The 24,045-nt window shown below is 69.2% G+C and carries 20 protein-coding genes and 1 other RNA gene; 16 read left to right on the top strand and 5 right to left on the bottom strand.

The genetic code is table 11. The annotated features are described in order from the left end of the window. Window positions 1-12: 12 nt before the first annotated feature. The 5 genes from smpB to D0T12_RS07845 all read left to right on the top strand — a co-directional run bounded on the left by smpB (window position 13) and on the right by D0T12_RS07845 (window position 5,887). Window positions 13-504, top strand: a complete 492-nt coding sequence (smpB, locus tag D0T12_RS07825) for an SsrA-binding protein SmpB (protein WP_117398763.1) — start codon at window positions 13-15, stop codon at window positions 502-504. A 9-nt stretch (window positions 505-513) separates the two neighbouring features. Then, window positions 514-2,433 (top strand): penicillin-binding transpeptidase domain-containing protein, encoded by a 1,920-nt coding sequence (locus tag D0T12_RS07830; RefSeq protein WP_117398764.1) that lies wholly within the window; start codon window positions 514-516, stop codon window positions 2,431-2,433. Between the two features lie 322 nt (window positions 2,434-2,755). After that, window positions 2,756-3,128: a transfer-messenger RNA gene (gene ssrA, locus D0T12_RS07835) on the top strand. A 1,200-nt stretch (window positions 3,129-4,328) separates the two neighbouring features. Continuing rightward, window positions 4,329-4,853 (top strand): NUDIX domain-containing protein, encoded by a 525-nt coding sequence (locus D0T12_RS07840; protein ID WP_117398765.1) that lies wholly within the window; start codon window positions 4,329-4,331, stop codon window positions 4,851-4,853. Between the two features lie 443 nt (window positions 4,854-5,296). Beyond that, window positions 5,297-5,887, top strand: coding sequence for a hypothetical protein (locus D0T12_RS07845; protein WP_147339431.1), 591 nt, complete (start codon window positions 5,297-5,299; stop codon window positions 5,885-5,887). Window positions 5,888-5,980: 93 nt separating this feature from the next. On the opposite strand, the gene ligA is transcribed toward D0T12_RS07845, so the two are convergent. Then, on the bottom strand, window positions 5,981-7,966 hold the full coding sequence (ligA, locus tag D0T12_RS07850) for an NAD-dependent DNA ligase LigA (protein ID WP_233525897.1): 1,986 nt from the start codon (window positions 7,964-7,966) through the stop codon (window positions 5,981-5,983). 156 nt (window positions 7,967-8,122) lie between these two features. Between ligA and D0T12_RS07855 the strand changes: the two genes are divergently transcribed. The 3 genes from D0T12_RS07855 (at window position 8,123) to D0T12_RS07865 (ending at window position 10,309) form a co-directional block, all read left to right on the top strand. Beyond that, window positions 8,123-8,452 carry a helix-turn-helix transcriptional regulator gene (locus D0T12_RS07855; protein ID WP_117398768.1) on the top strand — a complete coding sequence of 110 codons (330 nt, stop codon included), beginning with the start codon at window positions 8,123-8,125 and terminating at the stop codon, window positions 8,450-8,452. Between the two features lie 17 nt (window positions 8,453-8,469). Beyond that, window positions 8,470-8,859 carry an STAS domain-containing protein gene (locus tag D0T12_RS07860; protein WP_117398769.1) on the top strand — a complete coding sequence of 130 codons (390 nt, stop codon included), beginning with the start codon at window positions 8,470-8,472 and terminating at the stop codon, window positions 8,857-8,859. Between the two features lie 409 nt (window positions 8,860-9,268). Next, a complete protein-coding gene (locus D0T12_RS07865) occupies window positions 9,269-10,309 on the top strand; it encodes a Ppx/GppA phosphatase family protein (RefSeq protein WP_117398770.1) in 1,041 nt (346 codons plus the stop codon). Between the two features lie 11 nt (window positions 10,310-10,320). Here D0T12_RS07865 and D0T12_RS07870 read toward each other — a convergent pair whose 3' ends face one another. The 3 genes from D0T12_RS07870 to D0T12_RS07880 form a co-directional block, all read right to left on the bottom strand. Next, the gene (locus tag D0T12_RS07870; protein WP_117398771.1) at window positions 10,321-10,587 is read right to left on the bottom strand and encodes a hypothetical protein; all 267 of its coding nucleotides are present in this window, start codon (window positions 10,585-10,587) and stop codon (window positions 10,321-10,323) included. Beyond that, complete coding sequence (locus D0T12_RS07875; protein WP_117398772.1) at window positions 10,584-11,645, bottom strand: hypothetical protein; 1,062 nt, start codon at window positions 11,643-11,645, stop codon at window positions 10,584-10,586. The genes D0T12_RS07870 and D0T12_RS07875 overlap by 4 nt, the downstream gene beginning before the upstream one ends. A 93-nt stretch (window positions 11,646-11,738) precedes the next feature. Beyond that, window positions 11,739-12,866, bottom strand: coding sequence for an SRPBCC family protein (locus D0T12_RS07880; protein ID WP_117398988.1), 1,128 nt, complete (start codon window positions 12,864-12,866; stop codon window positions 11,739-11,741). Window positions 12,867-13,105: 239 nt separating this feature from the next. Here D0T12_RS07880 and D0T12_RS07885 point away from each other — a divergent pair, with 239 nt between their 5' ends. The 7 genes from D0T12_RS07885 (at window position 13,106) to D0T12_RS07915 (ending at window position 18,982) form a co-directional block, all read left to right on the top strand. Then, window positions 13,106-13,711: a flavodoxin family protein gene (locus tag D0T12_RS07885; protein ID WP_117398773.1), complete on the top strand. Its 606-nt coding sequence runs from the start codon at window positions 13,106-13,108 to the stop codon at window positions 13,709-13,711. 76 nt (window positions 13,712-13,787) lie between these two features. Continuing rightward, on the top strand, window positions 13,788-14,969 hold the full coding sequence (locus tag D0T12_RS07890) for a carboxylate-amine ligase (protein WP_117398774.1): 1,182 nt from the start codon (window positions 13,788-13,790) through the stop codon (window positions 14,967-14,969). Window positions 14,970-15,055: 86 nt separating this feature from the next. Further along, window positions 15,056-16,159 (top strand): iron-containing redox enzyme family protein, encoded by a 1,104-nt coding sequence (locus D0T12_RS07895; protein ID WP_117398989.1) that lies wholly within the window; start codon window positions 15,056-15,058, stop codon window positions 16,157-16,159. Then, window positions 16,156-16,845 carry a HemK2/MTQ2 family protein methyltransferase gene (locus D0T12_RS07900; RefSeq protein WP_117398775.1) on the top strand — a complete coding sequence of 230 codons (690 nt, stop codon included), beginning with the start codon at window positions 16,156-16,158 and terminating at the stop codon, window positions 16,843-16,845. Before D0T12_RS07895 ends, D0T12_RS07900 begins: the two co-directional genes overlap by 4 nt. Before the next feature lie 61 nt (window positions 16,846-16,906). After that, a complete protein-coding gene (locus tag D0T12_RS07905) occupies window positions 16,907-17,098 on the top strand; it encodes a CDGSH iron-sulfur domain-containing protein (RefSeq protein ID WP_233525921.1) in 192 nt (63 codons plus the stop codon). 54 nt (window positions 17,099-17,152) lie between these two features. Continuing rightward, the gene (locus tag D0T12_RS07910; RefSeq protein WP_233525898.1) at window positions 17,153-17,680 is read left to right on the top strand and encodes a GNAT family N-acetyltransferase; all 528 of its coding nucleotides are present in this window, start codon (window positions 17,153-17,155) and stop codon (window positions 17,678-17,680) included. A gap of 69 nt (window positions 17,681-17,749) precedes the next feature. Beyond that, window positions 17,750-18,982, top strand: coding sequence for an FxsB family cyclophane-forming radical SAM/SPASM peptide maturase (locus tag D0T12_RS07915; protein ID WP_233525899.1), 1,233 nt, complete (start codon window positions 17,750-17,752; stop codon window positions 18,980-18,982). A 20-nt stretch (window positions 18,983-19,002) separates the two neighbouring features. Here D0T12_RS07915 and fxsT read toward each other — a convergent pair whose 3' ends face one another. Then, window positions 19,003-21,534: an FxSxx-COOH system tetratricopeptide repeat protein gene (gene fxsT / locus D0T12_RS07920; protein ID WP_233525900.1), complete on the bottom strand. Its 2,532-nt coding sequence runs from the start codon at window positions 21,532-21,534 to the stop codon at window positions 19,003-19,005. 638 nt (window positions 21,535-22,172) lie between these two features. On the opposite strand from fxsT, the gene D0T12_RS07925 reads away from it, so the two are divergent. After that, window positions 22,173-23,828 (top strand): nSTAND1 domain-containing NTPase, encoded by a 1,656-nt coding sequence (locus tag D0T12_RS07925; RefSeq protein WP_117398777.1) that lies wholly within the window; start codon window positions 22,173-22,175, stop codon window positions 23,826-23,828. The last annotated feature ends 217 nt before the right edge of the window (window positions 23,829-24,045 follow it).

Consider the following 24,045-nt stretch of genomic DNA (forward strand, 5'->3'; position numbering starts at 1 on the left):
AGGACTGAGGACGTGGCACGGGACACCGGGCGCAAGAAGGACACCGGGCAGAGGCTCATAGCCCAGAACAAACGGGCCCGCTACGACTACCACATCGACGACACGTGGGAGGCGGGCATGGTGCTCATGGGCACCGAGGTGAAGGCGCTGCGCGCCGGCCGCGCCTCCCTCGTCGACGGCTACGCCCACGTGATGGACGGGGAGGTGTGGCTGGAGAACGTCCACATCCCCGAGTACACGCAGGGCACCTGGACGAACCACGCCCCGCGGCGGCGCCGCAAGCTGCTGCTGCACCGCCGCGAGATCCAGAAGATCATCGCGAAGTCGGCCGAGCCCGGCTGGACGCTGATTCCGCTGGCCCTGTACTTCAAGGACGGCAAGGCGAAGGTCGAGATCGGACTGGCCCGTGGTAAGAAGGCGTACGACAAACGCCAGGCCATCGCCAAGCGGGAAGCCGACCGGGAGATGCAGAAGGCCGCGGCGGCGCGGTTCAGGAGACGGTGAAAGGTGCCGATGACCAACCGGAGGCGGGTCCCCAGGGGGACGTGGACGCGCTGGCGCCGGGCGGCGTCGTTCGCGACCTGCGGTGCCCTGGTCGCGTCCCTGACGACGGGCTGCTGGGCCGAACCGTCCGCGATGCCCGCCGTCCGCGACTTCCTCATCGCCTGGCAGGTCGGCAACTACGAGGCCGCCGCCGACCGCACCGTCGGCGTCGACCGGAGCCAGGTCGAGGACGCGCTCAGCCGCGTCCGGCAGCAGCTCGACGCCGCGTCCCTGCGGCTGTCCCTCGGCACCGGGGTCCCCGGCAGCGACGTCGACCAGATCGTCAAGAAGGACGACGAGGCCGACGCCCGGTTCACCGTGAAGATCGACCTCGGTGAGAACGGCCAGCCGTGGGAGTATCCGGGGCTGATGCACCTCAAGCGCGTCGGCGGCAAGTGGAAGGTCATCTGGAGCCCGTCCATCATCCACACCAAGCTCAAACCCGGACAGCGGCTCGCCGTCGTGACCGAGGTCCCGGAGCGCGCCCCCATCACCGACACCGAGGGCCACCCCATCCTCAACCAGGTCAACGCCTACATGGTCGGCGTGTACCCCGGGCAGCTCGCCGACCCGCAGAAGACCCTCGACCTTCTCGCCAAACAGGCCAAGATCGACGGTGGTCGCCGGTTGGACGCCGAACGTCTCCTCGGCCGCGTCCGCTCCGCCCCACCGCAGGACTTCCTGCCGCTGTTGACCCTCCAGGTCCCCGAGAACAACCAGCTCATCCAGCGGCTCAACCGCGTCCCCGGCATCCAGTTCCAGGGCGTCACGTCCCCCATCGCTCCCGCCTACGCGCCCGAACTCGTCGGCAACCTCGGCCCCGCCACCGCCGACCGCCTCCAGCAGGTCGGCGCCCCCTACCAGCCGGGCGACACCATCGGCGTCAGCGGCATCCAGTTCCTCCAGCAACGGCGCCTCGCCGGCACACCCACCGTCCGCGTCGTCGCGCAGGACGAAACGGGCAAGAACACCGAGGAACTGCGCTCCTGGCCGGGTCAGAAACCGCAGGAAGTCCAGACCACCCTCAATCCCGGCTACCAGCGCCGCACCGACCTGGCGCTCAAAGGCCTGCGGTACCCGGCCTCCATGGTCGTGGTGCGTCCCAGCACCGGTGAGATCTTCGCCGTCTCCAACCACGGGACGGAAGGCCGCAACCTCGCGTTCGAAGGCAGCTACCCGCCCGGACTGACCTTCGGGATCGTGTCCGCCGAGGCCCTGTTCTCCAAGGCGGGAGTGAACCAGGCCACCAAGACGACCTGCCCCGCCAACGCCACCGTCGGCAACATGACGTTCACCAACAAGGCCCGCCGCGACGGGACCTTCGCCACCCACTTCGCCGCGTCCTGCAAGACCACCCTCGCCCAGCTCAGCAACCGGCTCGACGCCCAGACCCTCCTCAAAGAGGCGGGCCTGTTCGGCGTCGGCCAGAACTGGGGCCTGACCGTCCCCGCGTTCACCGGCTCCGTCCCCGTCCCCACCAACGACGCCGAGAAGGCCGCCGCCATGATCGGCGAAGGGAACGTCCGGGTCAGCCCCCTCACCATGGCCCTCGTCGCCGCCGCCGCCCAGAACGGCACCTGGAAGCCCCCCTACGTCCTCAAGGGGATCTCCAAGCCCGGCCAAACGCCCCCGCCCCAAAGCCTCCCCCCCGAACCCGTCGCCGACCTCAAACAAGTCCTCACCCGCACCGCCAAACACGGCAACGCCCGCGGCGCCCGCGTCACCGGCGACACCGTCGGCGTCGCCGCCCCCGTCACCTACAAGGACGGCGACCGCACCAGAACCATCTCCTGGTTCGTCGGCTCCAGCGGCGACCGCGCCTTCGCCATCGCCGTCGAAGGCCTCGTCTACACCCCCGAGATCGCCGCGACCTTCCTCCGCGGACGCTAGCCCGACCAGCCGTGTTACGGCTTTGTGATCTCTTTACTCAACGTGCGCAACCACCCGTCGCCCGCAGGCGTCTTTACGGGTGACTGAGACTCCGCTAGGGGGGTTGCGGACTCAGTCGCCGTGATGAGACCAGAGCCTCGTCTCGGGGGAGGCTCTGCCGTCCGGACCGGCCCGACCCTGCCGGTCGACCCCGGTGGGCGCGCCAAGCGCACGCCCACCGGGGTTCACGTGTCTCCACGGGAATTCCGTTGCCCCCTCACCCGTTGTCCTTGTAACGTCATCGTGCGGACGTCCCCGGACGCCCGCTTTGACAACTGAACATGGGGGTGACCGGCTTCGACTTCGGTCGTTCGAGCCAGGGGAAGCGGGTCGAGGGTTGCTGTCGTGACCTCGTAAATCCTGTGACAGCAAACCAATAACTGCCAACAAGAAGCAGTCCGAGTTCGCCCTCGCCGCCTGAGCGAGGAGCGAACTCTGTCAGCCCGGGAGCGTCTCCGACCCGGGGCCTGGCATCGTAAGGAGACTCCACCTGTGAGCCCGGTCGCGGGGCCCACAGGAACACCGAACAGCGACTGAGTCCGTCGGCGACACGCCTGCGTGAGCGCCGGGACTGAGAAAACGCCAAGCAGGCTGCACCCGGAGAAGCCCTGACCCATCACCGAAGGACGCGGGTTCGATTCCCGCCACCTCCACTCTGGGCGACGTGTGCTCGGCGCTTTTGGCGCCTTCGCCGCGTCGTTCCGTTCTGTCTATCTGGGGGGCGACCCCCAGACCCCCGGTGTGGGGGCTCCGCCCCCACGCCCCCTGCCGGTGCGGGTTGTTGTTTGGGCGCCTGTAGCTGTGGTCTAGGACCAGCTAGCGGCTCCGCCGCTGCAATCTGGGCGACGTGTGCTCGCCGGCCGCTTTGCGGTCGGCTTCGCTGCGTCGTTTCGTTCTGTTTTCTGGGGGGCGACCCCCACGCCCCTTGTCGGTGCGGGTTGTTGTTTGGGCACCTGTGGCTGCGGTTTAGGACCAGTTAGCGGCTCCGCCGCTGCGCTCTGGGCGATGTGTGCTCGCCGGCCGCTTTGCGGTCGGCTTCGCTGCGTCGTTTCGTTCTGTTTTCTGGGGGGCGACCCCCAGGCCCCCGGTGTGGGGGCTTCGCCCCTACGCCCCTTGTCGGTGCGGGTTGTTGTTTGGGCGCCTGTAGCTGTGGTCTAGGACCAGTTAGCGGCTCCGCCGCTTCTGGTCCTTTGTCGTTTTCCTGGGTGATTCGGGGGCCTCGACGTGGGGCTCCTTTACGCCCCCTGCCCGGTGCGGGTTTGCTGAGATCCGGGGGCCTTGGATTCCGGTTGGGGCTCCGTCCCACGTCCCCGGATGGTGCGGGTTGTTGCGGAGGTATCTGTAGGGCGGCGTGGGTCAGCGCCGGCGCTTGGCTGCTGGTCTGCCGCACCTGCGCGGGTTCCGGACGCTGCCGAACAGGCCCGGGAACAACGTTCGGACGTTCCTGGCCAGACGATCTCTTCGCCGGTGATCGGGGCGACGCGAGACCCGCCAACCGGCCCCCGCCTTCGGGCGCGACCGGAGACAGGCGCCCTTTTCCGGCGGACGCATGCTCGTCGCGTTGACCTCCAGCACTCCGACCTCCAGGTCGATGACCTCCGCGCGATAGGACATTTCAGGGCCGCCTTGGCATCGCAGCCGCCACAGTTAGGTGACGAGCGGGATCATCTCGGAGTCCGTTCGGCTCCCCGGACGCCTGCTAGGCAGGCGCACCGGCTCGTGATCCTGGGTAGGTTCAGGCCTCCTCCGCGCAGTCGCCTCTTATGAGACGAGCGATGTGCGCGCTTGCCGGGAACGCGGCGAGCGATCAGTAGCGTTACGGGTGAGCCGCGCCTACCGATCGAGGGAGTCCGTTCGTGCGCTGGAAGGTTCATTCGGAGAAGCCGCTCTACAGCGATCCCTGGCTCGACATCCGCCTCGCCGACGTTGAGATCACGGGCGGTCGGCACCTGGCGCACCGTGTGATCCGGTCGGCCGCGGGAGCGGGCGCGGTCGTGGTCGACTCGGACCGGCGGGTTCTGCTTTTGTGGCGGCATCGCTTCATCACCGACGCATGGGGCTACGAGATCCCTATCGGTGGCCTCGGAGACGGAGAGGCACCCGAGGCGGCCGCCGCCCGCGAGGTCGAAGAGGAGACCGGGTGGAGGCCCGGCCCGCTGCGTCCGCTCACCATCGTGCATCCCACCCCGGGCATCAGTGACAGCCGCCACTTCATCTACTGGGCGGACGGCGCCACCCATATCGGCTCGCCGACCGAGGACTGGGAGGCCGAGCGTATCGAGTGGGTGCCCCTGGCAGACGTTCGTGGGTTGGTCGAGGCCGGGAAAATCGTCAGTGGCACCAGTATGGCCGCGCTGCTGCTGGCCGCGAACATGCCCTGACCGCAGGACGCTTCAGCGTCGCTCGCACGCCGGTACTCCGGGCCGCGGAGGGAGGGGTGAGCCCGGGTGGTTCGCCAGCACGCTGGAGCACCGCCGGTGGACAGGCGGCGCGCGGGTCGTTCGTCGTGCCTCGGGGCGGCCGTCTGCGTCTCGGCTTCGAACGCTGGCTCGGCTGCCAGGTTGCGGGTCCCCCCTCCATCCCATGCCGGGGCCGACGGCCAGTGTGGATCTGACGCGTTCGGGTTCTCTGCGTGGCGTGGGGGTGGGCCGCCGTCGCGTATGGCTGGAACCGGACTGATCTGGCGTTACTGATGTGTCACTTCGGCGGAGGTGTCGTTGTGTGATTGGTTGCCTACTCTTTGTGTAGGGGTTGGGTTGGAGGGCTTTGAGTGCGCTGTGACGCGCTCGGGCGTGTGAAGGGGCAGGTGGCGACGATGGGGAACGTGCGGCAGGTCGCGTTGGGGTGGGCGCGGGTGGGGGTCGTGATGGTCAGCGGGCTGTGTGCCCTCGTGGTGGCGCCGGTGAGTGCGGTGGCCGCAGGGCCGGAACGTCACTGCGTGGTGTCCGTGGGCGATCGCGAGGCGCGGTGTTTCGGTGGTTTCCGGGAGGCGCTCGCCGAAGCCACTGCCGGGCGGATCACCGATGCGCCTGGGAACGCGGCTGCCGCAGCGGCTGATCGGGTGCTGGAGCGCCGTATCAATGCGCTGGCCGCCGAGCGGGGCGGCAGTGCTCTCAGGGAGGGGTATGTGCTGTCGATCGAGTACCAGCACGAGAACTTCGGCGGGTCTTCGATCATCTTCACGGGGTACCGGGGATGCGACGGGATCGACGACGGCATCGTCGAGTTCGAATACGCCGACCTGGCTCCGATCGGATGGAACGACACGATCTCCTCGTTCAGGACGTACAGCGACTGCCGGGTGAGGCACTTCGAGCACCCGCACTTCGTGACCCCGCGGACCGTGTTCCAGACGACTCTCAGCTACATCGGCAGCCTGATGAACGACCGGGCCTCATCCCTTCAGTGGACCTGACCAGACGGGATTGTGTGCACGGGCCTTGACGCCGTAGGGCTGTGCTGAGTGTTGCCGGTCCGGTAGTGGGGTGGCCGTCGGACGACATGGAATTCAGATGATGTTGGCTTCGGCCAGCCAGCGCCAAAGTTCGTCTTGGTGGACGACCTTGACGCCGAGTTTTTCGGCCTTCGTGGTCTTGGCGGCACCCACGTTGTCGCCTGCGAGCAGGTAGTCGGTGTTGGCCGAGACCGAGGAGGCGGTTGTCGCCGCTGCCTGTTCGACCAGGCGGGTGACGTCCGGGCGGCTTATCTTGGCACCCGAGCGCGGGTCGGTGAAGGCGCCGGTGATCACTACTGAGCTGCCCTTCAAGGGGGAGTCGCCCGCGGCCGCCGTGTCGACCGGACGGTCCTCGTCCAGGACGTCGAGGTTCACGCCGCGTTCGCGAAGGGCCGCGATCTCCTGTTGGACCTCCGGGCGGGTGAAGAAGGCCGCGATGCTCTCGGCGGCCTTCGGGCCGATGTCGCGGATCGCCACCAGGTCGTCGACCGTCGCCGCCGCGACGTCTTCGACGCGTTCGTAGCCGGCGAGGCACAGGCGTTTGGCCGTGCCTTCGGAGGCCATCGGGATCGCCAGGCCGATCAGTGCCCGGCGCAGCCCCATGTTCTTGGAGGACGCGATCGAATCGACCATGTTCTTGGCGCTGACCTCGCCCATCCGTTCGTAGTCGAGCAGCTGGTCGGTCGTGAGGTCGTAGAAGTCGCTTCGGCGTTTCAGCACGCCGTCCTCGGCGAGCTTCTCGATCCACGTGTTGCCGACGCCCTCCATGTCGGCCGCCGGGCGGGACGCCCAGTGCATCAACCGGCGCGTCGCCTGCGCCGGGCACTGGAGGTTCAGGCACCAGCGTTCCTCGCCGGTGCCGCGGACCTCCAGTTCGGAACCGCACGACGGGCAGTGCGTCGGCGGGACGATCTCGACCTCCGTCCCGTCGCGCCGCTCGGGCAGCGACCGGCCCGCGAACGGGATCACGTCGCCGCGGCGGACGACCGCGACCGTGTCACCGATCCGCAGGTCGCGCTCCCGGATCAGCCGGGGATTGTGCAGGGTGATGTTCTCCACCGTCACGCCGCCGACGAACACCGGCGCGACCTTCGCACGCGGCGGAACACGGCCGATCTTGCCGACCGGCCACTCCACCGACAGCAGCGTCGTCAGCTTCTCCTCCGGCGGATACTTGAACGCGATGGCCCCGCGCGGCTCGGCGCTGTTGAAGCCCGCCGCGCCGAACGCCGCCGGCTCGTGCAGCCGGACGACCGCGCCGTCGATCTCGTAGTCGAGCCCGTCGCGGCGGTCGCCGATCTCGGCGATCGCGTCCATCACCTCGTCGGCGGTGGCGCACACGTACTGGGCGACCGGCTCGAAACCCGCCGGGATCTCCACGGCGGCGCCCTCGCGGTCGGCGCCGAACGCGAAGAAGCGCAGCAGGCGCTTCGCCTGCGCGGCGGCTTCGGGATCCTTCAGGACGAGGGTTCCGGCGGCGCCTGAGCGGGGATTGGTCAGAATCTTGTCCGGGTGCGCCTCGTTGTAGGCGGCCCACACCGAACGCAGCATCACCGCCTCGCCGCGGACCTCGACGCGTCCAGGCGCGTCGATCGTGGTCGGCAGTCCCGGGATCACGTGCCGGACCTTCTCGGTGACCAGTTCGCCGACCGCGCCGGTGCCGCGCGTGGCGACGTAGTCGAGCTTCCCGTCGGTGTAGACGACGCTGAGCGAGAGCCCGTCGAGTTTCTCCGACACCCGGAACACCTGGCCGCCGAAACGGTCACAGAAGGCGCGGATCTGCTCGTCGGTCGTCGCCTTCGCCAGCGAGAGCATCGGACGGGCGTGGCGGACGGTCGGACCGGTGAGTTCCGCCGGCGCGTTGACCTTGCCGAGCGGGCTGTCGGTGGGCTCCAGGTCCGGATGCTCCGCGACGAGCGCCGCCAACTCGTCCTTCAACGCGTCGAAATCCGCGTCCGGGACGGGGCTCTCGCCCTTGCCGTAGTACAGGTCGTTCAGCCGCCTGACCTCGGCGACCAGCTCCGCGATGCGTTCTCTCACGTCCACACCTCGATTAAACGTGATACCACCGACAGTCGACTTTCCCTGGGGTGCGCCGAACGGGACGAGGCTGGGGTACCATGCATCGGACTGCTGTAGTTCGTTACCTGAAAAGCTGTTCGGTTGAACGGATGGCACCCCCTGGAGGTGACGCATGTGGATAGCTCGGAGGGCAAGGGCTGGACCTTCCTCACCAATCACGCCCGGGTCCTGATCGCGATCACCCGCGATCCGGAGCTCCGCATCCGTGACATCGCCGACGGCGTCGGCATCACGGAGCGCGCCGCCCAACTGATCGTCAATGATCTGGTCGAGGCGGGGTACCTGATCCGGCATCGAGTCGGCCGCCGCAACACCTACACGATCGATGCGGGCCGACCGTTCCGGCACCCCACCGAAGCCGACCAGCGCATCGACGCGCTTCTCAACCTGTTCACTCAGCACGACGAAGCGCCGTCGGACGCACGACGCCCTACCAGCCCGTAGACCTCAGGTAGCCTCTCGTGAAAGCTGAGTCCTCCCTCACTGTCCAGACGTCGGATCTGGCTGGCTACGCCCTGGTGGCCGTGTCCGGGTCGATCGACGCCCACACTCATCCCCTCCTGGCCGAGCAGTTGGAGCAGGCGGTCACCGCGACCCGCCTGGCGGTGATCGTGGACATGACCGATGTGCGCTTCTGCGACTCCAGCGGCCTGAACACCTTCGCCCGCGCGTATCTTCGCGCCGACGCACGCGGCGTCAGCCTGGTCGCCGCCGGACTGCAGGACCGTGTCCATCGGGTCTTCACCATCACCGGTCTGGACTACGGCGTCCACCTGCAACCCGACGTGGAGACCGCCGTGCGGTGGCTCGAGAACGGCACCATGGACCGCCAACCCGAACGATCCCCTTGAAGCGTGTTTATTGCAGGACGGCCCACTTCGCTCGCCTGGCGGCTCGCTGCGTGAGCGTTCCCGGGGCGTACGCGCATCGCTTCGCGATCCGCCCGGTTTCGCTCGCCTTCGGCGTCGCTGCACCGGGCAGGTAACGCGTTCGCGTGTGGGGCTGGGGCCCTGGCGAGACAGTGACTCTCAATGTCTGCTTCTTGGTGCCGGATCGGGTGAGTTGGACGTGTCCGAGTGGCGTCGAGCGCTTGTCTGAGGGTTCGTGTTGCGGCCGGGGTGTTGGTATGCCGTCGTCCGTTCCGTTCGGGGGGTGCTGCGGGGGTGAAGGTCGTTCGGATGCACGGGCCGGGGGTCGTCGGACGGTGGTGTTCGCTGCCGGGACGTTAATAAAGCCGTGTTGGGCGGGTAAAGCGTCGCCATGCGGATCGGTGTGTTGGACGTGGGGTCGAACTCGGCCCATCTGAAGGTGGTGGATCTGGTCGCGGGCGGAGCGCCGCGCCCCCTCGCGGCGGTCAAGCGCCCGACCCGGCTGGCCGAGGCGATCGACGCCGACGGCGTGGTCGGGGAGGACGCGGTGTGCCGCCTGGTCGGCTCGGTCGGCGAGGCGGTCCGCGCGGCGGGCGCGTACGGGGCCGGGGAGCTGATCGCGTTCGCGACCTCGGCGGTACGGGACGCGGCCAACCAACAGCAGATAGTCGCGCAGGTCGAGGCGGTGACCGGGGTACGGCTCGGATTCCTGTCCGGAAGGGACGAGGCGCGGCTGACGTTCCTCGCCGCCCGTGCCTGGTACGGCTGGTCGGCCGGACGGCTGCTGCTGGCCGACATCGGCGGCGGATCACTGGAGATCGCGCACGGCGAGGGGCAGGAACCGGCGCTGGCGGTGTCGCTGCCGCTCGGCGCGGGCCGGCTCACCCGCGCCCATCTGCCGGGCGACCCGCCCGCCCGTAAGGACGTGCACCGGCTCCGCGCCCACGTGTACGAGCGGCTCGCCGATATCTGCGCGCAGGTCAAGGAGGACCTCGACGGTCGGCCGTCCGTCCGGCCGGTGGCGACGTCCAAGACCTTCACGCAGCTGGCCCGCCTCACCGGGGCGCCCAAACGCAAGGCCGGCCCGTACGCGCGGCGGGAGTTGAGACTGGACCGCCTCCGCGAGCAGATCCCCGTCCTGGCCGACAGGTGCGCCGAGGCCAGGGCCAAGCTGCGCGGCGTGTCACGGCCGCGGGCGCCGCAGATCCTGGCCGGCGCGATCGTCGCCGAGGCGCTCATGACCACGTTGGGGCTCGACCGGGTCGACATCTGCCCGTGGGCCATCCGCGAGGGCCTGATGATCCGGCGACTCCAGGCGATGACCGACCCCGCGGCCGCCGACGAGGAGACCGCGCACCTCACCCAGGCCGTGCCGGTGTTCCCCGCGCCGGGACGGCCGTCTCTGCGACCGGTGCCCTCACTCAGCGCCTGACACCCCCGGCCTCACTCCGCTTCGCGGCGGAGCCTCGCCGCGATGGCGTAGTCGATCTGGACGTCGCGGTAGACGACGCCTTCCCTGACCTCGTCCGGCAGGTTGGTGCGGTCGCTTCCGGACGTGGACTCGTCGTCGGCGTTCCCGGAGAATTCCACGGAGTTGTGCGGCACCACGTCGAAGCGCATCTCGTCGGCCTTCACCCGGGCGGTGAAGAGAATGTCCGCCGTGCGCCGGAGCTCGGCGCCGGGACGCTCGCCCTGATCACGTTCGTTCATTTCGAGCCGGCTCGCTGAGAGATCGTCCGGAGCAGCGCCTGCCCGAGGTCGCGCACGGACGCCCCGGTCTCGTGGAGAGCGGTCTTGAGGGCCGTTATGTCCTGATCGCCGTTGGACGTTCCGGTGTCTTCCGGCTCCTGGTCGGTGTCGGGCCCCTTGTCGTCCTGAGCCGTGCCGTCGGTCGTGTCCTTGGCCGCCTCCGCTGCTTGGCCCACGCCTTCCCCGGCGCCACCACCGACGTCGCGAACGGCACCACCCGCACCCTCCCCGACGTCCTTGGCCGCTTGGCCGGTGCCCTCCCCGACGTCTTCGACGGCTTGCCCGGTGCCTTTCCCGACGTCGCTTGCCGCTTGCCCGGTGCCTTTCCCGACGTCCTTGGCGGCTTGTCCGGTGCCTTCTCCGACGTCTTCGACCGCTTGTCCGGTGCCTTCTCCGACGTCTTCGACCGCTTGGCCGGTGCCCGCCCCAACGTCCTCGACCGCTTGGCCGGTGCCCGCCCCAACGTCCTCGACCGCTTGGCCGGTGCCCTCTCCGACCTCTTCGACCGCTTGGCCGGTGCCCTCTCCGACGTCTTCGACGGCGCTTCTCGCGCCGCGGCCGACCTCGCCCACCGCGGTGCGGGTGCCGGCGCCCAGGTCGCGCGCCGCCGCCTCCACGCCGCGTCCGACATGCCGGAGGAGGTCGGGGTTGCGGTCGAGAGTCGTCAGGACGCGGTTCACGATCACGGCCACGTTGTCGAGCCGGACTTCCAACTGCGCCTGCGCCTCGACGCCCTTGATCTCCAGCTTGACGTTGCCGAGGAACACGTCCGCGCCGACGTTCAGCCTGAGCAGGTCGAGGACCGCGGCGGCGAGCGAGACATGCGCCTCCAGGTCCCGGACCTCAATGGAGATCTCCTCCACCTTGAGCTGCGGAACGTCGAGATAGACGTCCGGACCTTCGACGGCGGGTGGCCGTTCGTCCGCTTTCAGGGTCGTGCCGGTGAGGTTCTCGGTTTCACCCTCGGATTCGTTGCGCTCCGGTTCCGGGTCCGTGTTGCCGGACGTGCTGTCGCCCATCGTTTCCCCCGATGCTCGGCTTGCCCGTCGCATGGACCATCGCATCCACAGGTGTACATGCCCCCGTCACCGGTACCCTCACCAGCGAGAACGTCACCTTTCGGTGCGCGCTGCGCCCGCGTGTTCCCGATCCTCCGTGCGGTCCCGATCCTCCGTGCGGTCCCGATCCTCCGCGTGGCCCCGGTCGTCCGCGTGGTCCCGGTCGTCCGCGTGGTCCCGGTCGTCCGCGTGGTCCCCATCCTCCGCGCGGTCCTGGTCGTCCGCCTGCTTCTGGTCGTCTTCGCGGGCCTGGTCGTCTTCGCGGGCCCGGTCGTCCTCGTGGGACTCGGTTCCCTTCTCCTCTTCGACGGCCTCCTCGTGCGTCTTGACCACCTCGCCGTCGCGGATCTCGCCGCGCCAGCCCTCGACCTCGTCCTGTTGCAGGATCGTCTGCGTCATCATGTGCCGCTTGATGTGCTTGAAGTCGAGGCGCAGCCGACGCCCCTGGGCGCGCCACAGGTTCGCGGTCTTCTCCATGAAGCCGTTGGGGTGGTACTCGGCCACCAGCAGGATCCGGGTCATGGAGGGTGCCAGCTCGTGGAAGGTCACGGCGCCGTCCACGTAACCCTTGGCGCCCTTGGACTTCCAGACGATCCGCTCGTCGGGGACCTGCTCGATGATCGTGGACTCCCAGTTGCGGTGCGACCAGAAGACCTGCGCCCTCCAGTTGAGCTTCTCGTCGGACTCCTGCTCGACGCTCTCCACCTTCTTGGTGAAGCTCGGGTAGTCCGAGAAGCGCGTCCACTGGTCATAGGCCACGCGTCGCGGAAGCCCCACATCGACCTGTTCGACGATGTTGGTGGACTTCACCTTCCCCGCGTCCCCGCCGTTGCCGCCGTCCTTGCCCTCCTTGCCGTCCTTACCGCCACCGAGGCCCGCGGCCTTCTTCAGCTTCTCCGCACCGGTCTTGACCACGCCCTGGCCGGACGAGTCGTCCGGGGAGACCTGTTCCGCGAGCTTCTCCGCGCCGACGGCCGCCGCCTTCTTACCGGCGGCTTTCGCGCGGCCGTCCGCGGCGTCGTTCAGCCGCCGGCTCAGACCTCCGATTCCTCCGCTGGTCTTCTGCAAGGCCCGTATCATCAGCGCCCGGACGAACGCCCGGCCCGCTTCCTTGAGCTCCTCCGTCGGTAGAACCTGGATGGTCTTGTCGTCGCCGCGGTCTCCGGCGCCTGCCTCCGTCATGATCAACACTTCGCTCGGTAGACGTATCTCCTCCTGCCCGCCATAACCGAAAAACCCGGACCAAAACGACAAATGGTGCGCCGACCAGCGCGAACTCAAGATCATTCATGGGTCGGGCGGCCTGGTGGACACCGTGCCGCCTCGGGAGCGCCTCGACACCGGCGGCGCCGGCGCCGTTTGGAGAGGACGCCCGGGGTATCGCCCTTGCACGGAGTCGACTGATCAATGAGGAGCCGCCGATGCGCGCCGTGGTGATCAACTGCACGTTGAAACGCTCGCCGGAGACGTCCAACACCGAGGCGCTCGCGGCGGTCGTGGAGGAGGCGCTGCGAGGCCGGGGTGTCGAGGTGGAGAACATCCGGGCCGTGGACCTGGACATCCCGCCGGGCGTGGAGACCGACCTCGGCGAGGGCGATCCATGGCCCGCCGTGCACCGGTCGCTGCTGGAGTCGGAGATCCTCATCCTGGCGTCGCCGACCTGGGCGGGGCAGCCGTCCTCGATCGCCCAGCGGGTGATCGAGCGGATGGACGCGATGCTGTCGGAGACCGACGACGACGGCCGTCCGGTGGCCTTCAACCGAGTCGCCGGGGTGATCGTGACCGGCAACGAGGACGGCGCCCACCACGTGATCAACAACCTGAGTGGCGCGCTCAACGAGTTCGGCTACACGATTCCGGGACAGGCGTGGACCTACTGGAACCGCGGCCCCGGCCCCGGGCCCAGCTATCTGGAGAGCGAGGAGGGCCGGGACTGGTCGGAGAGCACCGGCCGGGCGATGGCCTCCAACCTGGTCGCCGCCGCCTCGGCGCTGGCGGCGAACCCGATTCCCCCTCCGCCGTCCTGAGGGTTCGGGGGATTTCGTTCGGCGTACGGACGCGGGCCGGGGCCTGTCGCGTCCGACCTCACCGTGGAGAGGCGGCTTGGAGGCATCTGACGTGGAGACGCACGCCCGGAAACCGGGCGTGAGCATCGGGGTGGAAGAGGAGTTCCTGCTGGTCGACGCGGAGTCGCGGCGGTGCGTTCCGCGTGCCGAACAGGTTCTCGCGGTGGCGGGACGGCATCGGTGGCACGAGTCCGGCGGCGGGTTTCATGGGGAGTTGTCGGTCGCGCAGGTGGAGGCGGCGACTGGAGCGTGCGGGGAACTGGCCGACCTGTGGACGCAGGTGCGGTACGGGCGGGCGAGCCTGACGAAGGCGGCGCGTGCGTGCGGTGCGCGTCCGGTGTCGGCGGGGACGCCAGTACTGGACGGCCCGCCACCGCCGATCACACGGGGCGAGCGCTTCACCGCGATCGCGGCGCTGTACGGGGACATCGTGGCGGACTACCAGGCGTGCGGCTGCCACGTCCATGTCGGCGTCCCCGACCGGGAGACGGCTGTGGCGGTGGTGAACCATCTCCGGCCGTGGCTGGCCACGCTGCTGGCATTGTCGGTGAACTCTCCGTTCGACCACGGCCGTGTCTCGGCGTACGCGGGCCGCCGGATGACGCAGATCGTCCGGTTTCCGGGCGCGGGCGTCCCGCCGTACGCGGCGTCGGCGGCCGAGTACGACGAGCGGGTGGCGGCGTTGGTGGAGGCGGGCGTGCTGGTGGACGAGGCGATGACGTTCTGGCTGGCGCGGCCGTCGCCGCGGTGGCCGACCGTGGAGGTGCGGGTGGCGGACGCGGCGGCGACCGCCGACGAGACGGTGCTCCATGCCGCGCTGGTGCGGGGCCTGGTCCGCACGGCCCTGACCGACCTGACGGCCGGGCGGGAGGCCCGCGACGTCGACGCGCAGGTCTGCGCGGCGGCGCTGTGGAACGCGGCCCGGCACGGGATGGACGGCCCCGGCCTGGACCCGTTCACGCGCCGGGCCGTCCCGGCCTGGCGCCTGCTGGACGACCTGGTCGCCCACGTCCGCCCGGCCCTGGCCGACCTCGGTGACCTCGACGCGGTGCTCGCCCTGCTGGAAGGCGTGCGCCGGGAGGGTACGGGCGCTGACCGGCAGCGCCGCGCCGCCGGGCGGCACGGCCCCCGCGCGGTGGTGGACATGCTCGCCGACCAGACCGAGTCGGGCGTTCTGATCACGCCCGGCGCGGACGTCTTCACCCGCGATCCGAGGTGATCAGAGCAGGTCTAGGGACGAATTGGGCGTATGGGACGCGCGTGAACGGGTACCGGATCGCGGAAACCGAGGCGACGGAGGAGACCATGACCGTTCGACACGCTCCGACACCGATCGTGGAGCGGACGAGGGCGGCGACGCCGACACTTCCCGCCGCACGCGGACCGCTGTCCAGGGCGGTGGTGGAGACGCTGGCCGCGGGCCCGCGCCCACCGGACGTCCCGGCCCGCTCGCCCGCCGTCCGCGAAGCCGTCACCTCGGCCGACCCCTACGGCGAAGACCTGCAACTGGCGCTCCACACCTGTTTCGAACTGCACTACCGAGGCTTCACCGGAGTTGACCCGGACTGGGAGTGGGAGCCCGGGCTGCTGCGGTTGCGCGGGGCGATGGAGGCGGTGTTCCTGGACGCGCTGCGCCGGGACACGGCGAGCGCTCCGGGCGCGAAGGAGCCCGACGCCGACGTGGACGCGGCGCTCCGGGACCTGCTGACCGAGCCGATCGACGGGCACGGCGTCACGCACCACCTGCAAGACCGAGGGGAGTGGTGGCAACTGCGGGAACACGCGGCACACCGGTCGGTGTACCACCTGAAGGAGGCCGACCCGCACGCCTGGGTGGTGCCCCGGCTGCGCGGACGCGCCAAGACGGCGCTGGTGGCGGTGGAACACGACGAGTTCGGCGGCGGCCGCCCGGAGATGATCCACCAGGGGCTGTACGCCGACCTGCTCGACGACCTCGGCCTCGACTCCTCCTACGGCGCCTACGTGGACGCGGCCCCCGCGGTGATGCTGGCGACGGTGAACATGATGTCGCTCTTCGGCCTGCGACGCTCGCTGCGGGGCGCGATGGTCGGGCACTTCGCCGCGGCGGAGATCACCACCGCCCCGTCGGCGCGGCGGATGGCGCGCGCCCTGGACCGCCTGGGCGGCGGCCCCCGGGCCCGCCTGTTCTACACCGAGCACATCGAGGCCGACGCCGTCCACGAGCAGGTGCTGCGCCACGACGTGATCGGCGGACTGCTCGCCGACGAACCGGAGCTGGCACCCGACGTGGTGCTGGGCGTGCGGGCCACCGTCCTGCTGGAGGACCGCCTCGCCTCCCACATCCTCGGATGCTGGCGGTCGGGACGTTCGTCGCTGCGCCATCCGCTGCCCGCGACCCCCGCCCCCGAGGGGACGGTGGGGCGATGATGCTACTTCGCCCTCCGGGGGTGTACCGGCCGCAGGCCGACACGCGGCTGCTGGCCGAGGCGCTGCGCGGCGTCGACGTTTCGGCCGGAGCGCGGTTGCTGGAACTCGGCACCGGAACCGGCGCCGTGGCGGTGAGCGCGGCGCGCGGGGGCTGCGACGTCGTGGCGGTGGACAAGTCGACGCGGGCGGTGCTGGCGGCCCAGTTCAACGCGCGGGTCCGCGGGCTCAACGTCCGGGTCCTGCGCGGCGACCTGTTCACACCGGTGGCGGGGGAGGTGTTCGACGTGATCGTCGCCAACCCGCCCTATGTGCCCGGCGACACCGATCCGGCGGCGGCCCGGGGCCGCGCCCGCGCCTGGGAGGCCGGGCCGGGCGGCCGGGCGATCCTGGACCGGATCTGCCGCGCCGCCCCCGACCATCTGACCCCGTCCGGGACGCTGCTGGTCGTGCACTCGGCCCTGAACGGGGTCGCGGCGACGCTCGTCGCGCTCCGCGGGGCGGGCATGCGGGCCCAGGTGGTGGCTCGGCGTCGGGAGCCGTTCGGCCCGGTGATGCGGGGCCGCGCGGGAACGCTACGGGCCCGGGGGCTGCTGCGTCCCGGGCAGAAACACGAGGACCTGGTGGTGATCCGCGCCGACCGGGTCGTGACGGAGGTGGAACATGGACACGGACGCCAGGCGGCCTGAGCCCGCCCTCCGACCGGCGAACGGAACGCCCGTCGGGGGCCGGAAGCCGCCACGAGTACGGATCATCCCGGGGGGACCGATCCTGGTGGAAGGGCCGGTCGAGGTCGTCCTGGACGACGGCGCCACCGTGACGTCGGACCGTTTCCTGGTGGCGCTCTGCGCGTGCCGCCGCAGCCGCGCCTTCCCGTTCTGCGACACCAGCCATCGCCGCCGTGTCCGCACCACACCACCGGACGGCGAGACCCCTGCCTGACCGGTGAACGCGATGCGAGCACGGCCGGCGCCCGCTCTGATGTAGATTCCGCGCGTGGACGGGGTCGTCGGTGTGGGCGCGCAGGTCATCGTCCGGCATGTGAGAGCGGACGACGAGGCGCGGTTCCTCGAATCGGCGAAGGCCAGCTCGGGATTCCATCGACCCTGGGTCGTCCTGCCCGCGACGGGACGCGAGTTCGCCGCGTACCTCGCGAGGTTCGACAAGGTCAACGCGGTCGGCATGGTGGTGTGCCTGCGCGCGGGAGGCGACCTCGTCGGCATGGTCAACCTCAACGAGATCGTCCGGGGGTCCTACTGGCGGGGAGTGCTGGGCTACGCGGTCTTCCAGCCGTACGCGGGCCAGGGGTACATGGTCGAGGGCGTCGGACTCGCCGTCCGGTACGCGTTCGATCGGCTGGAACTGCACCGGGTCGAAGCGGACATCCAGCCGGGCAACAGCGCGTCCGTCAGGCTGGTCGAGCGACTCGGGTTCCGGAAGGAGGGATTCTCACCCGCGTTCATCAAGATCGGTGGGACCTGGCGGGACCACGAACGCTGGGCCCTCATCAACGACGTTTATTGATCTTGATATGCCGATATATCTGAACATAACGCAGCGCCGCGTTGTGATCCATCTAGGGGGTCGGCAGACGTGGGCGTTGACAGGGACGAACCCGACCAGGCGGCGGAGTGGCCGGACGGCCTGGACGTGCGGGGCTTATTGGAGCGCGGCTGGCGACCGACCCCGATCCGCGACTTCATCCTCAAAGTGCACAGCCGGTGCAACCTGGCCTGCGACTACTGCTACATGTACGAAATGGCCGACCAGGGCTGGCGCAGGCAACCGCGTCGCATGTCGAGGCACGTCGTCGACCGGGTCGCCCAGCGCATCGCCGAGCACGCCCACACGAACCTGCTGCCCGAAGTAGAGATCGTGCTGCACGGCGGTGAACCCCTGCTCGCGGGCGCCGAACACCTGCGATACGTGATCGAGACGATCCTCGCCGCCACCGGGCCCGCCGTGCGTGTCGGCTTCAGCGTGCAGACCAACGGCGTCCTGCTCGACGACCTGTTCCTCGACCTGTTCGCCGAGTACGGCGTCACCGTCGGCGTGAGCGTGGACGGCGACGAGGAAGGCCACGACCGGCACAGGCGACGCGCGGACGGGCAGGGCAGCTACCAGGCGGTCCGGGCGGGGCTACAACGGCTCACCAACGGATACCGGCCACTCTTCGGCGGCCTTCTCAGCACCATCGAACTGCGCAACGACCCGGTCACGACGTACGAGTCGCTACTGGAGTTCGGGCCGCCCGGGGTGGACTTCCTGCTGCCCCACGGAAACTGGGACGTCCCGCCGCCCGGCCGTCCCCCCGACGAGTCGACGCCCTACGGGGACTGGCTCATCGCCATCTTCGACCGCTGGTACGCCGCCGACGCCGACGAGACGCGCATCCGGCTGTTCAGCGAGATCATCAGGTTGCTCTTCGGCCGGATGTCCGCCAGCGAGGCCGTGGGCCTCTCCCCGGTGGCCGTGGTCGTCGTCGAGAGCAACGGTGAGATCGAGCAGGTCGACTCCCTGAAGTCCGCCTTCGACGGCGCCGCGGGAACCCGCCTGCACGTCTCCCGCGACCCGTTCGACACCGTCCTGTCACTGCCGTCCGTCGCCGCCCGCCAGATCGGACGGCGTGCGCTGGCACCGGAGTGCCTCGCCTGCCAGGCGCACGAGGTCTGCGGCGGCGGACTCTACCCGCACCGCTACCGGTCGGGCACCGGCTTCCGCAACCCGTCCGTCTACTGCCGCGACCTGCTCAAACTGATCACCCACATCCGGGACGTCCTCGGCCGGGACCTGGCCGCCGTCGACTCGGCGGTCACCGTCGGCTGAGCCGGATCAGATGGGCCGGATCAGATCGGCGGCGGGTCGAAGTCCGCGTCGAGGCGCCGTCCCTCCAGGAACACCTGCGCGTCCGGATGCTCAAGACCGAGCGTCCGCCGGTAGTGTTCCTCCGTGGCGGCGTACAGCTCCTCGGCCTCCGCGTCCCGGCCGAGGGCCCGGAGATTCACCACGTTGTTCGCCGCCGCCGACAGCGTCATCGGATGCTTCTCACCCAGAAGGTCGTTGAGCCGTCGCAGCGTTCCCGAGCACAGCCGGTACGCCGCCTCCAGCTCTCCCAGCTCGGCCAGGTCACTGGCCAGGTTGAGGGCGACCGTGAGGGTGTAGTGGTGCTCGCGGCCCAACTTCAGCCTCAGCCCGCCGAGGGCCTCCTCGTTGACCTTCCTCGCGGCATGCGGATCACCGGTGATCCTCCGCAGGATCGCCAGGTTCCCGGCGCAGGCGTGGTTGTAGGGGTGCTCGGGCGGATAGACGCGCGGGTAGCGGCGGACGGTGTCGTCCGCGAGCGTCATGGCCTCCTGGAACTGCCCCAGAGTGCGGTGGATGTTCGCCAGGCAGGTGGCGGCCGCCAGGGTGTCGGGATGGTTGAGGCCGAAGGCCCGCACATAGCGCTGATGGACGTCCTCCGCGAGCTCCATGGCCCTCCCGTAGTCGCCCGCTCGCCGCCGGGCGATCGACAGGTCCTTGCCGGTGCGCAGTGTCCACGGATGGTCGGGACCCAGCTGCTCCACGGCGGAGGCGTAGACGTCGTCACCGAGATCACAGGCCTCGTAGAAGTCCCCGCTCAGCCGAACCGCACGTGCCAGCCCGCTGTAGACGTTCAGGTGGGACGCGGGGTCGTCCTGCCCTTTTCCGGACACCATCACGTCGCGGTACACGCCTTCGAGCAGGCTCCGGGCCTTCTCATAGTCGCTTCTGAGGCCGTGGTCGAGCGCCAGGCTGTTGATGGCGCGCCAGGTGTTCCAGTCCTGTTCCCCGAGCTTCGTGCGGTAGCGGTCCAGTGCGTCCTCGTCCATGTCGAACGCCTCTTTGAAGTCGCCCGTCGCTCTCAGTCCGGCGGCTCGTCCGCGCAGGGCCCGTAGGGTCGTCTCGTGGTCGCGGCCAAGGATCTTCTCCGCCGCGCCGAGCGTCTGCGCGCCGCGGTCGGCGGCCTCCTGATACTGGCCGAACTCGCGGAGAAGATCGCTCCGCGTCACGTGCAGCGTCAGAACGTCCTCATGGTCGGGGCCGGAAACCCTGGTCCACTCTTCGATGAACGACTCGACATAGGAGCGAGCCGATGCGAAGTCGCCCGAGGAGTACAGATAGATGATCATGTTGAGGGCGAGCTGGCGCACGGCGCGGTCCTGGGAGAGTGCCACTTCGGCAGGCCCGATATGTCCGAGAGCGTTGAGATAACTGGGCCAGTTGCTCGCGAGGTTCGGATTGGACGGCGTGTAGTCGGCCAGCAGCAGATGGACCTCGTTGCGCAGGCGTCTCTGCTCGTCCTGTGGCAGTCCGTCGCGGACGAGAGATTGGATCAGCCGGTGCACCTGGATCGTCCGAGCTTGCACATCGAGCCTCGCGAGGGCGAATCGTCCCAGCTCGCCTACGGCCCGGCTCAATCGGATGGGGTCGCGCACCAGTTCTGAGAGTGGACGGCTCAGCTTGGAGGCGGTCATCCGGAACACATCCCGAGGGATCGGCTCCGGACCGAAGAGAGCGCAGTAACGGAGGAGGACGAGGGCCTCGGGCATCTTCTCCTCAAGGCTGGCCACCGAGAGCGCCCACGCGGCCGTCATCGACACCGGGTATTCGGTCGGTTTGCCCTGGGACAGCAACATCCTGGTGCGTTGCTCCAGGAGTTCCAGGTACTCGGAGACGGCGATGCCGGTCTCGGCATGGAGAGCGCCCGCCTGCTCCAGGGCGAGAGGGAGGTCGCCCAGGTTCTCCGCGAGCCGGTCGGCGTCGGCCTTCGTGATTCCCCGCGGCACCCGTCTGGTGAGGAACTCGATGCTCTCCTCACGGGTGAAGACGTCGATCGGGACGGTGTCGGCGACACCCGCCCACCGAACGTTCCGCGAGGTGATCAGCACGTGCCCGGGGCCGTGCGGAAGGATCTCGGTCAGTTCCTCGGGCTCGTCGGCGTTGTCGAAGATCAGGAGCCATTTGGAGTAGGGCTCCCCCCGGCGTAAGGCGTCCAGCACGGCGTTGGCGGCGTCCTCCACGCCGCTTACCGCCGCGGACGCCAGGTTGAGGTGTGGCGCCAGGCTCGCCAGCGACGAGCGCACCAGTACGGGCTGGTCGGCAGGGATCAGCCAGACCAGGTCGTACTTGGAGCGGTAACGGTAGGCGTACTCCACCGCCATCTGGGTCTTGCCCACGCCGCCGAGGCCGTGCAGCGCGTGCGGGACCACGGCCGTCACCTGACCGTCCAGACCTTCGTGCAGGCGTGCGAGCAGATCCGTGCGGCCGGTGAAGTTCTTGTTGCGGGGAGGGATCTTCCCCCAGACCTGGGGAATCCTCTCGGCGTCGGCCGATGGCGGTGCATCCGGGTTGGTCACTCGATCCCCCTGCGTCATGTCGGCGGCCAGAGAGGGCACCGCATCACGGCATGGTCAAATAATTCCTCCAACAAAGATAGTTTGCTAAGGCCGTCCGTTCCAGACTGTGTCTGGTGACACACTGATCTTAAGTTTGTTTGCGGGGCGTCTATAAAGTCGTTATCTGTCGGCCGAATGGTGGGCCACTTTGGTGGCTATGGCGTTGCGTCGGGATTTCTGAGATCATAATTATGATCACCTTACGGTCGCGTGCGCGTCCGCGGACGTGGCCTCGCGGTAACGATGGCAGAGGAGATCCACATGCAGGAACGTCCCTTCCTCTTCCGACTCTCTCCCACCGTGGTCTCTCGTGGCACACCTGGGCTGCGGCGAGTCGAGACGGAGCTAACCCGGCCGAGTCCCCTCGGTCGCGGCTTCGACAACAGGCTCGATGCGACGCGAGCGCCCGCGGCTCGAACGAGTCGGTGAGAACTGATCGATCGGCCCCTTGACGATCTTGGTCGTGCGCGATATCGGACGTTCTTCGTCCATCACTGAGTGCGTGGAATGGTCGATGGGTTAGCCTCAGGAGACCGGGCGTCTGATCTGGTGCCGGGGAAAAGATCTCTGGCGGGCGCCCGCTCGTGGGGACGGAAGAGATGACCACGCTGACTTCTCCGGACGGACCGGCTCTCTACGCGGGCGGACGGGCGTTCGCGGAGAAGGACGCGGACATCTTCGTCGGTCGAGCGTCGGAGACCGAACAGATCGTCGAGGCCTGGAGGGAACACCGGCTCACCGTGTTGTACGGGCGGCCGGGAGTCGGCAAGACCTCGGTTTTGCGGGCGGGCGTCTTCCCAGTACTGCGGAAAAGGAACACGCACGTACTGCCCGTCGCCGAGCTGACTCATCGTCCGCCCTTCCCGGTGGCCGCGTTACCCGAGCGGAATCGCTTTCGACTCGCGGTACTGGCCTCCTGGTACACCCGCGCGTCACCCGGCGACGTCTCCGGGTTGACGATCGCGAACTTCCTGCGCAAGTACCGCGGCTTCGACAGGTTCGGCTCTGAGCTGCCCACGCTCGGAGCGATCGACGGGGCCGAGGCGTTGCTGCGCACGTCGGGTGGTCATGAGCGGGACCGCCGGGAATTCCTGGACGAACTCGCGGTGGCCTTGAAACACGCCCCCGGCCTGCACCTGCTTCTGGTGGTGCGTGACAGCGCGTACGACGAGGTCCTGGACCTCGCCGCCCGGCTGGGCCATGCCCGGCCGGGCATGTGCCCGCTCACGCCTATGTCGCCTGAAACCGCGCACGAAATCCTCACGGTGCTTCTTCACCGTGCTGGAGCTCCCGCCGAGACGGTCGCCGAGGCGCTGGTGGAGGAGTTGCGGACCGTGCGGCTGGCGGGCGGCGTGCAGACCACGTCCAGTCTGGAGCCCGCCCTGCTCCGGCTTGTGGGCGACCGCCTCTGGGAGGGAGTCCCGGGAGACGCCGAGTTCTCCCTCCAGCGTCTGCGCGCGGACGTGAACCGGGTCCTGACGGACTTCTGTGCCCAGAGTCTGGCGATTGTCGCCGCCGACCAGAGCCTGCCGATTCGGACACTGTCGGCGGTGTTCAGGAACCGCTTCGGCGGGCCGGAGGGACGCGCCGGGGTTCCCGAGGAGCGGCTGCGCGAAGACGTCCCCGGGGCGGTCGTCGACGCCCTGCGGGATCTGCACCTCATCAGGTCGCGTGATCGCGGTGGTGATCGGCACTACGTGTTGCAGCATCCCAGGCTGATCGAACCGGTCGCCCGGCTCGGTGAGGGCACCGTCCCGATCCGCCGGCCGGGGCCCGCGGCGAGGTTGCGGCAGGCGCACCGGGCCCTGGCCGACGGCGATCCCGAACTCGCACGCCGTCACGCGGAGGCGGCGACACGCGCCTGTGGGGAAGGCGACCTCAGAGTCCTCGGTGAGGCGACGACCTTCCTCGGAGACATCGCGGACGAACAGGACGATGCCGAGACCGCCACGGCCCGGTATCGGGAGGCGGCCGCGATCTTCGAGGCCGTTCCGGACCATTCCGCGGTCGGTTGGCTTCTGGCGGGTATCGGCCGGATGTCGCTGGAGAACGACCCCGATGAGGCCGTCAGGCAACTCCAGGCCGCGGCGAGGCGGCTCCCGCGTGAGTTGTCGATCAAGACCGCGATGGGCCGGGCGCTCGTGCGGTCCGGTCGAAGGACTGCCGCCGCCGCGGTGCTGGAGGAAGTGCTCGGCCACGACGGCGGCAACCGAGAAGCACTGATCGCGAAGCGCGCTCTGTCCGAGACCGGTTGACCGGTCGCCGATCGGCGATTACCTCCTGGACGTGTGTCCACCCGTCGGGGACCGTCCGAAGGCCGGCCGGTGCGGTGACGGCCGGAGGTCGCGGCCGGACTCCGCTCGGACGCCACGGTAGTCCTGCGCGTTGACGTGGAAAAAATCGCGGTCGGGTACTACATGGTCACATGACGTGTCCATGTGAAATTCGGCGAGGGCATCGCGATCATTTCTT

Origin of the sequence: Actinomadura spongiicola, assembly GCF_003432485.1 — a bacterium.
GTDB lineage: Bacteria > Actinomycetota > Actinomycetes > Streptosporangiales > Streptosporangiaceae > Spirillospora > Spirillospora spongiicola.